The following is a 14,895-nucleotide window of genomic DNA, read 5'->3' as shown; positions in this document are numbered from 1 at the left end:
TCAATCTTTTCCCCTGAATCCTCCATCCTGAATGAGCCGTTCTAGGAGTTCCACGGACAATTCACTGGTATCATGTATTCTTATATCAGCTCCATTCAAATTATGACCGATTCCAATAGCCTTCATACCAGCCGCCTTTATTGCATCAATACCAACCTGGGCATCTTCTATACCTATACAGTCATGTGGCGATACCTTAGCCAGCTCGGTAGCCCGTAAAAATAGTTCAGGATCCGGCTTTCCGCAGCAGACCGTATCTGGGTTCACAATACCTTCGAAATAGGTACCAGGCACAGGACCGAGTCCTAACTGTTCAATGATTCTCGGCGCATTCCTGCTGGCCGATGCAATAATCCGTTTTATACCCCTTTTGCCCAACTCAAGAAGCAAATTCTGAATACCGCTCAGAATGTCCTGGGGCCCCAGATTATCCAATAGCTTCATATAATAAGCGTTCTTTCGTTCCGCAAGCTCATGTTTTTGTTGATGCGAAAGGCGGATACTGTTATGGCGTAGAATTATTTCTAAGGAGCCCAACCGTGAAACACCTTTAAGCGCTTCGTTAAGTTTCTCGTCAAAAATCCAGCCGTGTTCGTCTGCCAGCTGCTTCCAAGCGGTATAATGCAGCCTGGCAGTATCGGTTATAACGCCATCCAGATCAAAAACAACGGCCCGCAAAACCGGTTTGAGCGAGACCGTCACCGCATCTCCTTCATAGAGGGTGATACTTTGGTTTCGGTGCAGGAAGGTAAGGGGCTTCGGAACATCGGAAGAGTTTTGTTCTGTGGACCTTAAGAGGCTATATTGTACCGCGTAGCGTCCCAGGTCTACCCTGAGAGTTCGGCCCTCTAACTGTAATGAAAAAACAAGTCGCTTCCATTGCGACGGGAGCCTTGGATTAAACGAATAACAGATATCGCTGTCTACATGCCGCCGGTCCCGGAAACCGGCAAATCCATAGATAACAGAGAGCCAACTGCCGGCCATGGCAGCGGTATGGATGCCATCACTGCTGTTGCCATGTACATCATCTAAATCCATCCGGACTGTTTTAAGGAAGTAGTCATATGCCTTTTCCGAGTCACCGATTTCAGCGGCCATAATACTTTGAATACAGTGGGAAAGGGATGAATCTCCGGTGGTGAGCTTCTCATAGAAGCGGTAATTCCGGATTTTTTCTGCCAGGCTGAATTGTTCAGAAAGTAAAAATTGGGCTAGAACTAAATCAGGCTGTTTCAGCACCTGGTGCCGGTAAATCACCAGGGGGTGAAAATGAAGCAGTAAAGGATATTTATCCCGGGGAGTACTCTCGAAGGGCCAGGGTTCTTTTGCCATAAAGGAATCATCCTGAGGATAAATTCCAGTTTTTGGATCAAAAGGAACGTACATAGCCTCTGCGGCCCGTTTCCATAGCTCCAGCTCAGATTCATCAAGATTAAGCCGTACAAGCAAAGCCTTATAGTCGGCAGGGGCTGCCTGCTTCATGAGTCCCAGTGTATCCAGGGCAAAGCGGAGATTGTTCCGGGCCATGAGATTCGTATATGCATTGTTATTCACCAGGGCGGTGTATTCATCGGGCCCGGTTACGCAGTCAATGCGGAACAGACCATCGGCGCCGAAATGGCCCAGGGACAACCAAAGCCTGGCCGTTTCAACCGCCACATCTGCGGCCTTATGGAACAGGAACTGCCGGTCACCAGAGGCTTGGCAGTATTTTTCCATGGCATATACAATATCCGCGTTAATATGATACTGGGCGGTACCAGCAGGATAATAAGCGCTTGTCTCTTCCCCATCGATGGTACGCCAGGGGAAGAGGGCCCCCTTTTCAGCCATAACCTGGGCACGCTTGCGGGCCCTATCTAAAATGGAATACCGATACTCAAGGAGACTCCGGGCAATTTCTGGCTGCGTATAGGTAAATAGGGGGCACACATATATTTCTGTATCCCAGAAATAATGGCCCTCATAGCCCTCACCGGTGAGGCCTTTGGCTGCGATGCTGGTTTTTCCATCCCGACCGGAGGATTGCAGAATATGGAATATATTAAAACGAATAGCCTGCTGAATTTCTGGATCTCCTTCTATTTGCACATCCGCAACAGCCCAAAAGGCTTTTAAGAAGTCATGCTGCTCCTGAACGAGAACGGAAAAACCTGCTTGAAAGGCCGCATCCAGCATCGATTCGTTTTGGTTTTTCAGGGCTTCGATTTCCGATGATGAACCACTGGCATAGGAAAAATATTTATAGAACGTAAAAGATTCACCGACATTCATAGTCCCCGCCCAGCTATACTGGGCAGACTCATCACTAGCCTTAAAAGAAAGCGATAATGTATTTTGAGGAACTAAATGATAGCGAAGGTCAAGTACCGCAGCAAGGGCGCTCTTGTGGGTATCCACGGCAAGACGAGAGCGGTCTTGATGAGCTTCCAATAAAACGACTTTATATGGATGCCGGGAAAATTTGGAGCCGACCCGGGGATCCTTTTCTGCTTTACGGTTAGATGCAAGGGCTTCCAGCGGACTTTCGAGCCTAATAGAAACGGGCATTCCGCCAGGACTATCTAACAGGGTACATTGGTACTCAAGGGCACCAATCGTGGTCCGGACAAAGCTCACAAGCCGCCGGCTCTTAAGCCCTATACGGCATCCATTGGGAAGCATGGCTTCCACATTGCGGACCAGAAGCCCTTCTTTCATATCAAGACATCGGTTATAAGAAAGAATCCGTACCGTATCCAGCCGGAATTCTTCATTGTTTACAAAGAGCCGTACCTGTTTTGGATCCGGCAGATTAAGAATAGTCTCATGGTTTTCCGCATAACCGTATGCGATTTCGCCATATACGATTGGTTCCTTTTCGAAAAAGCCATTAATATAGGTACCCCGGTGAAAAGCCGGCTGAGGTTCATCAAAATCGCCCCGGAGTCCCAAGTGTCCGTTTGCCAGGGTAAAAAGTGTTTCATCCTTTCCAAGGCTCTGCTTATTCCATTTTCTTTCTGTTATTTTCCATTCCTGAATTTCAGTGCTGCTCATGTTGTATGCTCCTGCAAGAATCTCGTTGTGCAAGTACGGTTGGTAAAATGATACGGTGCATTTCCGCCTCTTGTTGCACCGCTGATGGAGAAAGTATCTGCCGCAATACAAGACGTGCGGCGGCCTCACCAAGCCCCTCTGCTGGTTGGGTTACGGTGGTGAGCGGCGGGTTTAAATAGCGGGAAAGATAGTCATCGTCGAAGCCGGCAAGGGATATATTACCAGGAATATCGAGCCCCGCGTCCTGAATTGCCTGCATGGCACCGTAGGCCACCACATCGTTTCCCGCAAACACCGCGGTTGGCCGGTCTGCCAGATCTAGCAATTCCCGCATAGCCCGGTAGCCCGAAGCTTCGGTAAAATCGGCAATTCGAATATATTGATCTTGAATTGGAAGCCCCGCTGCCTCAAGGGCTGCTTTGTATCCCGCGAGCCGGTGCGCTGCGGCATAATAGCTAACCGGTGCATGGACAATCATCGCGATTTTTGTATGCCCCAGTGAAATTAAATATTCTGCCATTTCTCGGGCCGCAGCGGTATTATCAATATCCACCTGAGGAATATGAAGCCCCTGAATAGAACCTATAACAACCAACGGGATATCGGCCTGCTCTAAATCAGTAATACCAGGATCATTGGTATGGGTGTTGATGAGTATCACGCCGTCAAGGCCATGGGACCGGACGAGTTCAACATAGTTGGTCTGGGACTGACGCAGGGGCTGCAATACAAGCCGGCATCGGTTTTTGTTGAACACCAGGGCCATCCCATCAATAAGGCGGATAATATAGGCATCGGTAAAGATTGAGCTTGAGTGGCTGATAAAAAAGCCTATGGTAAAATGAGTCCGCCGAGCCATGCTAACCGCATCCTCATCGGGCACATATTCCAATGCACTGGCAGCCTGGAGCACCCGCTGGCGGGTAGCTTCGCTGATATGCTTCCCGGGAGTATTATTCAGAATGAACGAAACCGTCGTTCTGGATACACCTGCGAGCTTAGCCACATCGGATGCTGAAACCATACGCTTTTTCATCTGCCATAAATCCTTTTGTTTTATTTATGCCCTCAAGGTTCTATTCTTTGACCGAACCGGCGAGAACACCTTTAACAAAATATTGCTGTAATCCAAAGAAGACCACAAGGGGCAGGACCATAGATATAAAGGCCGCTGCGGTTAAATATTCCCAGCCGCCGCCATAGGAATTGACCAGGTTACCGATAGTAACCGTCATAGGTGCTACGTCGGGAGTACCGCCCAGGTAAACAAGGGCAATCAGAAGATCATTCCATACCCACATGAACTGGAAAATAGCAAGCGATGAAATGGCGGGAATAGAAGTGGGCACTATCAGTTTGAGGAATATTAATGGGTGGGAAGCTCCATCAATCTCGGCGGATTCTATCATGGAAGGGGGCAATTGGGCGATAAAATTCCGCAAGAGATATACCGCAAAGGGAAGTCCATAGGCCGTGTGGGCAAGCCAAATGCCGGTAAAACTTCCTGTAAGCCCCAGACTGTTAAAAATGCGCAAAACCGGAATCATGGTCATTTGGAGCGGAACCACAATCAGGGCTACTACAAGCAAGAAAAGGGCCTTCCTGAGGGGAAAACGCATCCATGCAAAGGCATAGGCTGCCGCTGCGGCAATAAAGATCGGAATAACCGTTGCAGGCACAGCAATGAGCAGGCTGTTAATAAAACTCCTACCCATATTACCCCGGGAAATGACATGGATATAGTTATCCAATGTAAAGGCAAAGGGACTTTTTAGCGCCTCCCACCAGCCGCTTATGGCTATAAGATTTTTCGGCCGAAAAGAGCTTATAAAAAGCCCCACTGAAGGAACCATCCAGACTACACAGGCAAGAATAAGCACGAAGTGAAGTGGAATAGCGGACAGGGCTTTACGGTACTGAGCTTCCAGGGAAATGATTTTTTTACTCATGGGAACCCTCCGCATTAAATCGTTTAATGTTGATGACCATGACAGGAATTATGGCCACGAGGAGCAGCGTGGCGATGGCACTGGCCCGACCATAATTACGATAATTAAACATTTCCTTGTACATGCGGTTTGCGATAACCTCGGTCCCAAGGTTACCATTGGTCATCACATATACAATATCAAAGACTTTTAAAACATTTATAATAAGCGTGGTAGCTACCACGGTAATCGTCGGAAGCAGTAAGGGTAAAATGATCTTTATAAATATGGTGAACTCCCCTGCCCCATCCATACGGGCTGCCTCCAAGAGGTCTTCGCTGATTCCCTTAAGCCCTGCAGAAAGGATCACCATGGCAAAACCGGTCCACATCCATATACCCACCACAATGAGGGCTATATTATTGGTAGAACGGTCAAAGAGCCATGCCTTTGGTTCAAAAGCTGGATTTATTACTGAAAGGACAGCATTCACCGTACCGATTTGCGGGGAGCCAGCAGGGCGATATTCATACATAAATTTCCAGATTACACCGGCTGCAACAAAAGAAATAGCCATGGGCAGAAAAATAAAGGCCTTCGCGACAGACTCATAGCGAACACGGTCGGCCAGCAGTGCAATCAAGAGGCCAAAGAACAGACAAAAGAGCGTAAAGAGTACCAGCCATAACACATTATTGCGGAGTACCACCAGCATGTTGGCATCAGTAAATATATATAGGTAATTGGCAAAGCCTACAAAATTAGCAGACTTGGCATCTAAAAAACTGAGATATACCGTATTCGCAGCGGGATATACCAAAAATACGACGAGGAGAGAAAGGGCCGGAAGTAACCAAAGCCAAGGCCGAAGAGAACCAGATATTTTTCGAGGTGTGCGGGAAACCACTAGCTCGGTTACCACAAGGTATGACCATATAAAAACTGGAATAATCCCTATTGCCAGGATGGCTATTAAAAAATAGTTTACATGCATGCTGTTCCGCCTTATGCTTTGTGATTACAACTAACAAGCCGGAACCGTGAAGTTCCGGCTTGAAGAACTGATTTTTCTATCTATTATTTATATGCATCCTTACGGACCTTTTCGAGACCGGCCAATATGGAATCCAGGTTTTTCGGATTCTCAATATAGCTCACCACAGCGGACCAGAAAGCTGCATTCATTTCAGGCTTCATCATGTCAGAAGCATCGAATACAACAATCTCAGCCTTGTTCATAATATCTGCAGCCCGTTTGGTAAGAGCGTCGGGATAGAATACGAGAGAAACATTCTTGTTGGTAGCCAGGGCTCCCGTACCGGCTGCCCAATAAGCCTGAGCTTCTGCACTCGCCAGGTAATTTACAAAAGCGCGGACTTCCGGGGTATTCTTGAATACACCGATAACATCAGCTGCACCTTCTACTGCCTTAGCATATTTTGCGTCGATGCTGGGGAAGGCTACAAAATCAAAGTCTTCAACAGGTTTCAGGCTCGGGAACTGATTCAAAATGAAGCTCTGGATAAAGCTAGCCTGATGATGGAACAAAGCTTTGGGAGGATTGCTAAAGAGCGGTTCATGAGCATTGCCAAAGTTGGTCGAATTAACATATTTTGAACCACCGTAAATCATTTTAGAATCCGCAATAATCTGGCCCCAAATTTCCCATGCTTTCCGTACTTCAGGGCTGGTCCATGCCAGTTTACCTTCGTACCATTCCTTGTATTTTTCTGGGCCATTTACCCGCAAGAAAATATTCTCGAGCCAGTCAGTTCCAACCCAGCCAGATGCAGCACCGCTTTCTACACCAATCGCCCAAGGAGCAAGACCCTTATCAATCGCCTGTTTGGAATAGTTCATCATATCATTCCAGGTCCAGGCATTGGTAGGCGGATTAACACCAGCGGCCTTAAATGTTTTAGGATTGTACCAGACAAGACCTTTGATGGCCGCTTTGGTAAAGATACCATAGAGTTTGCCATCTACCGTACCAAGATCCTTCCAGCCAGCAGAATAGTTCTTATTGAATTCGTTCATATCAAGAACCTGGGACAGATCTACAAGCTTACCAGCCTTGGCCAGTTCAACCAGCTTACCAGGACCGGGAAGTCCCGCCACATCCGGAGGATTTCCCGCCTCAACCCGGGTTGTAATGACCGCATCCAGGTCCCGTGTCGCTTCCAGTTCTACCTTTATGCCAGTCCGCTCTTCAAAGGGTTTAACCATTGCACGGAATACTTCCGCTTCCTGGCCGCCCCATACGGCTAAAAAGTTGATGGTTTTTTGGCCGCTGCTGCCAGATGCGGCCTTTTCGGTGCCGCCACCGGCGAATACGAGACCAAACACCGCAAGTGCCATGACGAGTGTCATTGCGAGCTTTTTCATAGGTACCTCCATTTGTCCAATTTGTTCGTTCTGTGCGTTACTAACGCTTGTTAGTAACACTATAAACCCACTTTTTAGAAAATGCAAGTAAAATTTTTAAAAATTGAGCCAATTGAGCTCATTTCAAAAGTCGGTTACGGAAAAAAAGGGGCCGTGCCCCTTTCCTTGACAAATAAGTAGATCCATTTATAGTTCATGTTGGAGTCCTCATGAGCGATATTGAGACAGGCGATTTAGAACAAGCTTTTCTTTCGTATTTAAGGGTTTATTTTAAGGAAAGAAATTTTGAGGAAGTAAAACAATTTTTTAGTCGTCGTTTTTCTGTCTTTGGCACTGGTCTTGATGAAGTTTCTTTTAAGCTCGATGCATCAATTTCATTATTTGAAAGAGACATTTCTCAGGTTCCTGACCCAATAGATTATGAAATTTTAAGTATGCATATTCAAAAACCATTTGATAACGTCGGGATAGTAGCCTGTGTATTAAATCTAAAATTTTATATCCTCAAAGAAGAGGTAAGGCTAAATGGATTAAGATATTCGACAGTCTGGATCCTCAATCAAAACCGATGGCAAATGGAACATAAGCATATTTCTTTACCAACAGTTGAACATGGAGAAGATGAAGCATATCCAGTAAAGGAAATAGAAGAAAGAAACGCTGTTCTAGAAAGATTGGTTAATGAGAAGACAGAGGAATTAAGATCTTTAAATATAGAATTAAATAAACTTGCGGTTACTGATAAATTGACATCCCTATATAACAGACGTGTTTTAGAAGAAACAATTTATATGGAATTGGAAAGATCAAAACGTTATATAAGACCGTTTTCAATTATAATGTTAGACATAGATCATTTTAAAGAGGTGAACGATACTTTTGGCCATCTAGTGGGTGATAAAATCTTGTTACAATTTGCAAACATAATTTTAGAAAACACAAGAAATACTGATGTTTGCGGCCGCTGGGGTGGAGAAGAATTTTTGATAATTTGTCCAGAAACCGAGCTTGAGAGAGCCATGCATATGGCAAACAAAATAAGACAGGTTGTAGAAAATTTTATATTTGAAATAATTGGGCACAAAACTGCCAGTTTTGGTGTTACCTCTTACAAAGAACATGATAGTATTGAAAGCATTCTAGAAAGAGTTGATAAGGCTTTATACAGGGCAAAAAAAGAAGGAAGAAACAGGGTTATCATGTCAGAATGAGGCTATTGCATAAAGGTGAGCCGTTTAAGGTGGCTCCCTTTACAAAGTCTGCGGGTGCGTCTATCATCAAAATATGAATAATTCTATACAAAAACCTCTTGTCTATGTGACCAATCTCCGGACAAAACCGGGAAAAAACTTGCTCGACAAATTTGAAACCCTGGTAAAAAAAGCGGGCCTTTTAGACATCGATTTTGATAAAAAACTGACGGCTATTAAAATCCATTTTGGAGAACCAGGGAACCTGGCCTATATCAGGCCCAACTATGTACTCAGGCTCGTTCAGGTCCTGAAAAGCAAGGGAGCCCTGCCCTTTCTGACCGACTGCAATACCCTGTACAAGGGACGCCGGGCCAATGGGGTAGACCATATCGAAAGCGCTTTTGAAAACGGCTTTAACCCCCTTGCGACAGGATGCCCGGTGATCATTGCAGACGGCATTAAGGGCACCGAATATCGGGAAATCGAAATTAACCAGAAACATTGCAAAACCGCAAAGATTGGTTCTGCCATCGCAGAAAGCGATGTACTTATATCGATGAACCATTTTAAGGGCCATGAACTCACCGGTTTTGGAGGAGCAATAAAGAACCTCGGTATGGGGTCCGGATCCATTGGGGGTAAAATGGAAATGCACTCCAATGGGCAGCCCAAAATCGATTCGGGAAACTGCATTGGCTGCGGCATCTGTGTAAAAAATTGTGCCCAGAACGCCATACATTTGGAACATAAAAAGGCGGTCATCGATTATACCCGCTGCGTCGGCTGCGGCCAGTGTGTGGCGGTATGTATGTACGATGCGGCCCAGCCCCAATGGGACTCGGTAGGTGCCCAGGAAAAGATCGCCGAATATGCGCTTGCGGTTGTTAAGGATAAGCCCAGTTTCCATATCAACTTTATAATGAATGTTTCTCCGAACTGCGACTGCTGGAGTATGAATGATGTGCCCATTGTAGGGGACATCGGAATAGCGGCGAGCTTTGACCCGGTTGCGCTGGACCGGGCTTCGGTAGATTTAGTCAACCAAGCGCCGATTAATCCTGCAAGCTGTATTGGCCATACAAAGCAGGAAGAGCTTTCAGACCGTTTTACCCTTGCCCAGCCCCACACCAACTGGAAGCTCGGCATCGATTATGCTGAAAAAATTGGACTTGGAAAGCAGGAATATGAACTAATACGAATCGATTAAATAACGATCCAATGTAAAAGTGGCAACTTTTGGGAGGGGAACCATGGGGGAAAGTACGGAACAGCTCAAGTTGGACCTCGAAGAAAGTCAGGCATCTCAGGTACGTCTTTTAAAACATATATCGGAGCTAGAAAAACAGCTAAAAAATCTGGAATTTCACCACCGAACAACTCATCAATTGCTGCTCAGCATTATTGACATGGACGCTGCTTCAGGAGGCGACCGAAGCAGCTTGAGACGGCGTATTAAAATACTCTCCTCTCTCGATGACCATTTCTATGACAAGGATGAAACCCTTTCAGAACTGAACTTGCATGATATTTTACAATCCTTCATTACTACTCCGCAGGAATTTGGGCTTCCTCCTGATGGCATACAGGTTACTACCTTTTTTGACCGTTCTGAAGAATCGGCGCTGCGACACAGCTTAGACACCCAAACGGCTTTAGTGGTAGCTATCTGTATTACCGATATCCTCGCAGGCTTGTTCACTATTTCCCATACAATTAATCTCCAGGCCCATCATCTAAAAGACCGAGACAGTGTGCGTTTCCGCTGCCAAACAGGAACTAATTCACGAATGGCGGAAGAAATATTAAACCAGATTTATCAGGGAAGTTTTTTTTCGCTCTTGGAAGGCAAAGTCCAGCTATCCTTTTTACCCCCGAACCCCAAAGAGGGACCGGGGGCAGAAATGGATATTATTTTTGATACACCCTGACATAATCTATTTCCAGCCGAGCTTCTTTCATTTTTGGATCTATGCCTTTCTGGCCTCCCCAGGAACCGCCTATGGCTAGGTTAAGAATAAGATAAAAAGGCTTATCAAAGGGCCATTCGGCATAGGTTTTTTGCTCATTGGTAAATTTAAAAAAGGGCTTTCCGTCGATGTACCATTGTATATAATTTTCGTTCCATTCTATTCCATAAATATGAAACGCTTCGGTCGCACCGGGGACAACCGCATGATGGTTTTTCTGGGTTCCTATTTTGTGGTTATACGCGAGGGTATGGACGGTTGTATGGATTACGTTGGGATCAAAACCAACATGCTCCATGATATCTATCTCCCCTGAGCGCGGCCAAGCGCCGTAGGAATCAAAAGATGGCAGCATCCAGATAGCTGGCCAGGTACCTATCCCTTTGGGCAGACGGGCTCGAACTTCTATATAACCATAGAGCCAATCGGCCTTGTATTGGGTTTTTATACGGGCGCTGGTCCACATCCCATTTTCGTTGGCAGCCCTAATTGTAAGCATACCCTTATCTACAAAAGAATTGGTTCTTTTATCTGTATAAAATTGAACCTCTCCGTTTCCCCAGCCATTTCCACCTAATGAATAATTCCATTTATCGGGGTTAGGTGCGCCTTTATAATCGAACTCATCCTGCCACACAAGACGGTATCCAGCAGGGACATAGGCTGTCTTGGGATCGGGAACCGAAGTATCACAGGATGTAAAAGCCAGACTTATCATGAAAAAGACGATTCCGTATATAAAGTAAATCTTATGCAATTTGTTTTCCATATTTGCCCCCCACATAGTATGCCACCTTTACAGCCCTTTGCAAACAACTTTTTACATGCCGCCCTTTACAGAGTAAAAAATCAATGACAAGATAAACACATGAAAACGAAATATTGGTTCATTTTAGCCGTCGGAGTTATAGGTTTCCTTTCTTGTGCTCCCAAGAATATGAAAACTGTTGCAGACTCCAAACAGTTTCTCTTCGGTGTAGCAGTGCGTCCCAGTGATCTGCTTGATCCAAAGGATGCAAAACTGCTGCAAGATAATTTCAACATACTGGTGGCTGAAAATATTATGAAGCTCCAGTACCTCAGGCCCACCGAAAGTTTCTGGAACTGGTCCGATCCCGACAAATTGGTTGAGTTTGCGCAAAAGAACAATATGAAGCTCCGGGGTCATACCTTCGTCTGGCACAACCAGAATCCGCCCTTTATCAACAACCTGACCGATAGAGAGAAAGCCCTCTCCGTTCTGAAGGATACAATAAACCAGGTACTCACGCGCTACAAGGGCAAATTTTATGAATACGATGTATGTAACGAAGTCATTGACGACAATGGAATACTGCGGAACTCGGTGTGGATGAAGACCATCGGCAGAGAGTATATCGATATAGCTTTTCAAACAGCCCGCCAAGCAGATCCATCGGTAAAACTCATTTTAAATGATTATAACAATGAATACGCAGGAACAACCAAGGGAGATGCCTTTTACAATCTGGTAAAGGACCTGGTGACCAGAAAGGTGCCAATCGACGGGGTTGGTTTCCAGCTCCATGTGCTGGCTGAACAACCGGTCAACGAAAAAGCGCTCAGAGCAAACATCCAGCGTTTCCGGGATCTGGGATTGTCCGTTTCTTTTACCGAGGTAGATGTACGCATTAAACTGCCAGTAACGCCTGAAAAGGAAGCTGCCCAGCAGAAGGTGTACCTGGATCTCCTCCGCATTGCCCTGGAAGAAAAGGTTTCTTCCTTCGTTCTTTGGGGTTACACTGATCTATATAGCTGGATACCCGGGACCTTTGCCGGATACGGGAGCGCCCATCCCTTTGACCGCAACAAAGCGCCCAAACCGGTATATGAACTCATGAAGAAAACGATAGCTGATTTTAAGCTATAAAAAAGTTTTCAGCTGTTTATTAGAAAGCAGCTGAAAACTTCTTCAAAATAATTCGCTTGGCTAAAGAGGACTTCTAAAGTTCAAAGTTGAACTAATTTCAAAGGTCCGCACCTTCACAGGCTACACAGGTTTGACCACAGTTAACACATTCAAACTGAATTGTTACGTGGTTTATGCTAAATTCTTTATCTAGTGTCCTCTTTAACAATTCAAGTACAGGTCTGGTATTGCTGACCAATTGGTCTTCAAGAAGGACATGGGCGCTTAATACAGTATATCCAGGTTCAATGGTCCATACATGAATATCATGGGCAGAAAGGATACCGGGAATTTTTAACAATCCTTGTTCAACCGCTTTGGCAGAAGATCCCGCTGGCGCTCCTTCATTAAGAATATGTACCGTTTCCTTTAATATTTTAAAAGCACCGGTGAGGATGACAATACCGATAAGGACACTGGCAATAGTATCCACCCAGTACCATCCTGTAAATAGAATAATAATACCCGCTACAATTACGCCGACCGAAGACAGAGCATCACCCAACACATGAAGGAATGCAGATCGAGCATTTAGATCATCATGATCATGACCACCAAGAACCAAGGCTACCAAAAGGTTTGCTGCTAAGCCAATAATAGCGATAATTAGCATGGGACCTGCTAAAACATGCTCAGAGGTAAATAAACGGCTGTAGGCTTCCCTAAAAATTTCTATAGCGATCACCAGAAGTGTCGTCCCATTAACAAAGGCCGCAATAACTTTCATTCGTCGGAAACCGAAACTGTGGTAAGCGCTGGGAGCCTTTTGTGCAAGCCGTACCGCTCCATAGCTTAGAGCAAGTGCAAAGATATCCATAAACACATGAGCCGCATCAGAAAGCAGAGCAAGGCTCCCGGTCAGAATACCTCCGACAAGCTCTGCGACTAAGGTCAGGGTAGTGATAAGGATAGAGGCAAGTAATTTTCCTCCTGATCCTTCTAATATGTGTTCATGAACATGGTCATTATCGTCATGGTCATGTTGATCTTTCATAATGAATCCTTATGCTACTAGACCAAAAAGCAATCCCGCTAGCGTAGAGAGGACTACAACAAGGGCGACATAGACTGCTGTTTTTTTCCAGCCCAGTTCAGCTCCAATAACAAGCATGGAAGGGAGTGACAAGGATGGTCCAGCAAGCAGCAAGGCTAACGCAGGCCCCTGGCCCATGCCACTGCCTAAAAGCCCCTGGATTATTGGAACCTCGGTCAGGGTTGCAAAATACATAAATGCGCCGGTGATAGCCGCAAAAAAGTTTGCGAAAAGCGAGTTCCCGCCAACCAGTTTTGCGACCCACTCATTGGGCAACAAGGCCTCATGGCCGGGACGCCCTAGCAGGAAGCCTGCTACTAACACACCACCAAACAGGTAAGGTAAAATTTGGAGAGCAAAATCTCGGGTTGCCACCACCCAGGTATAGAGATCATCCTTAGAAAACCATTTCACCAATGTAAAAATAAGGAGCAGAGCAAAGGCTGCGGTAATCCAGTATTTACTATTATAAATAGTGTCCCATACAGCGGAAGCTCCTTTGGAGTTGGCCCAGTTCACAAAAACTAGAATGCCGATCATGGAGGCCATATACAGAATCATCTGGCCCAGGGTCCGCTCACCTTCGGTTTTTTCGTATTTAAACATACGTTCATCCGCCAAGCGTTCTTCATCGCTTTTGCGGAAAATGAGTTCCATTAAAAGACCAATAACTATGGCAAAAAGAATAGCCCCAACCATACGAGCAGTTCCCAGCTTCCATCCAAATATTTTGTAGGACATTACAATAGCCAATATGTTGATAGCCGGACCGGAGTACAGGAAAGATACAGCAGGTCCAAGGCCAGCGCCTTTTTTATAGATACCCTTAAAAAGAGGAAGCACCGTACATGAACAGACCGCAAGAATAGCTCCTGATACAGAAGCAACTCCGTAGGCCAGCGCTTTGGGAGCTTTGGGTCCAAGATACCGTATGACAGCCTGCTGGTTAAGGAAAACGGTAATAGCACCGGCAATAAACATGGCCGGTACCACACAGAGCAGTACATGCTGGCGTGCATATTCACTGAGCATTAAAAATGCTTCCTGCACAGCACCTGCTACACGGGGAGCATCAAAGGGAATAAAATAGGCAGCCAAAAAGACCAGCGCAACAATTCCTAATGCTTTGTTAGACGAAATTTCTTTGGAAGCCACAATTTACCTCGTTAAAAGTTCTTTTATATGATCCTTTGTCAGGACCTTGCCAACGATTTTAACATCATTATCAATGGCTAATGCAGGGGTCATCATAACCCCCATGGACATGATATCATCAATATTAGTGATCTTTTCTATTTCTGCGGTCAATCCCAATTCCTGTACTGCTTCGCGGGCATTTTTCTCAAGAAGCTGGCACTTGGCGCAACCGGTGCCTAGAATCTGTATCTTCATAACGTCCTCCTGTTATGTTTTATTGTTTCAA

Annotated in this window: 13 protein-coding genes; 4 read left to right on the top strand and 9 right to left on the bottom strand. The window is 45.5% G+C overall.

All coding sequences use genetic code 11. The features are described from left to right. The 5 genes from pgmB to Q7P68_RS02645 form a co-directional block, all read right to left on the bottom strand. Positions 1-3,039 (bottom strand): beta-phosphoglucomutase, encoded by a 3,039-nt coding sequence (pgmB, locus tag Q7P68_RS02665; protein WP_304222440.1) that lies wholly within the window; start codon positions 3,037-3,039, stop codon positions 1-3. Continuing rightward, positions 3,026-4,075 carry a LacI family DNA-binding transcriptional regulator gene (locus Q7P68_RS02660; protein WP_304222438.1) on the bottom strand — a complete coding sequence of 350 codons (1,050 nt, stop codon included), beginning with the start codon at positions 4,073-4,075 and terminating at the stop codon, positions 3,026-3,028. Before Q7P68_RS02660 ends, pgmB begins: the two co-directional genes overlap by 14 nt. 40 nt (positions 4,076-4,115) lie before the next feature. Beyond that, entirely contained in the window at positions 4,116-4,988 is an 873-nt protein-coding gene (locus tag Q7P68_RS02655; protein WP_304222436.1) for a carbohydrate ABC transporter permease, read from the bottom strand. Continuing rightward, a complete protein-coding gene (locus Q7P68_RS02650; protein ID WP_304222434.1) occupies positions 4,981-5,961 on the bottom strand; it encodes a carbohydrate ABC transporter permease in 981 nt (326 codons plus the stop codon). The genes Q7P68_RS02655 and Q7P68_RS02650 overlap by 8 nt, the downstream gene beginning before the upstream one ends. Positions 5,962-6,044: 83 nt before the next feature. Next, positions 6,045-7,352 (bottom strand): ABC transporter substrate-binding protein, encoded by a 1,308-nt coding sequence (locus Q7P68_RS02645; RefSeq protein WP_304222433.1) that lies wholly within the window; start codon positions 7,350-7,352, stop codon positions 6,045-6,047. Positions 7,353-7,561: 209 nt separating this feature from the next. Here Q7P68_RS02645 and Q7P68_RS02640 point away from each other — a divergent pair, with 209 nt between their 5' ends. The 3 genes from Q7P68_RS02640 (at position 7,562) to Q7P68_RS02630 (ending at position 10,473) form a co-directional block, all read left to right on the top strand. Further along, positions 7,562-8,563, top strand: coding sequence for a diguanylate cyclase (locus Q7P68_RS02640; protein ID WP_304222431.1), 1,002 nt, complete (start codon positions 7,562-7,564; stop codon positions 8,561-8,563). Between the two features lie 73 nt (positions 8,564-8,636). Then, positions 8,637-9,752, top strand: coding sequence for a DUF362 domain-containing protein (locus Q7P68_RS02635; RefSeq protein ID WP_304222429.1), 1,116 nt, complete (start codon positions 8,637-8,639; stop codon positions 9,750-9,752). 43 nt (positions 9,753-9,795) lie between these two features. Further along, the gene (locus tag Q7P68_RS02630; protein WP_304222427.1) at positions 9,796-10,473 is read left to right on the top strand and encodes a hypothetical protein; all 678 of its coding nucleotides are present in this window, start codon (positions 9,796-9,798) and stop codon (positions 10,471-10,473) included. Here the strand turns inward: Q7P68_RS02630 and Q7P68_RS02625 are convergent. Continuing rightward, positions 10,454-11,281, bottom strand: coding sequence for a glycoside hydrolase family 16 protein (locus Q7P68_RS02625; RefSeq protein WP_304222425.1), 828 nt, complete (start codon positions 11,279-11,281; stop codon positions 10,454-10,456). The genes Q7P68_RS02630 and Q7P68_RS02625 overlap by 20 nt on opposite strands. A gap of 99 nt (positions 11,282-11,380) precedes the next feature. On the opposite strand from Q7P68_RS02625, the gene Q7P68_RS02620 reads away from it, so the two are divergent. After that, positions 11,381-12,400, top strand: a complete 1,020-nt coding sequence (locus Q7P68_RS02620) for an endo-1,4-beta-xylanase (RefSeq protein ID WP_304222424.1) — start codon at positions 11,381-11,383, stop codon at positions 12,398-12,400. A 97-nt stretch (positions 12,401-12,497) separates the two neighbouring features. On the opposite strand, the gene Q7P68_RS02615 is transcribed toward Q7P68_RS02620, so the two are convergent. The 3 genes from Q7P68_RS02615 to Q7P68_RS02605 are packed head-to-tail and all read right to left on the bottom strand — an operon-like array spanning position 12,498 to position 14,864. Continuing rightward, positions 12,498-13,433 carry a cation diffusion facilitator family transporter gene (locus tag Q7P68_RS02615; RefSeq protein ID WP_304222422.1) on the bottom strand — a complete coding sequence of 312 codons (936 nt, stop codon included), beginning with the start codon at positions 13,431-13,433 and terminating at the stop codon, positions 12,498-12,500. Positions 13,434-13,442: 9 nt separating this feature from the next. Then, the gene (locus Q7P68_RS02610) at positions 13,443-14,627 is read right to left on the bottom strand and encodes a permease (protein WP_304222420.1); all 1,185 of its coding nucleotides are present in this window, start codon (positions 14,625-14,627) and stop codon (positions 13,443-13,445) included. A gap of 3 nt (positions 14,628-14,630) precedes the next feature. Further along, complete coding sequence (locus tag Q7P68_RS02605; RefSeq protein WP_304222417.1) at positions 14,631-14,864, bottom strand: thioredoxin family protein; 234 nt, start codon at positions 14,862-14,864, stop codon at positions 14,631-14,633. Between the last annotated feature and the right edge of the window lie 31 nt (positions 14,865-14,895).

This window comes from Gracilinema caldarium (genome assembly GCF_029265695.1).
Classification (GTDB): Bacteria; Spirochaetota; Spirochaetia; order Treponematales; family Breznakiellaceae; genus Gracilinema; species Gracilinema caldarium_A.
Note: the sequence above shows the minus strand (reverse complement) of the source record. Positions and strands in the feature narration are given on the sequence as shown.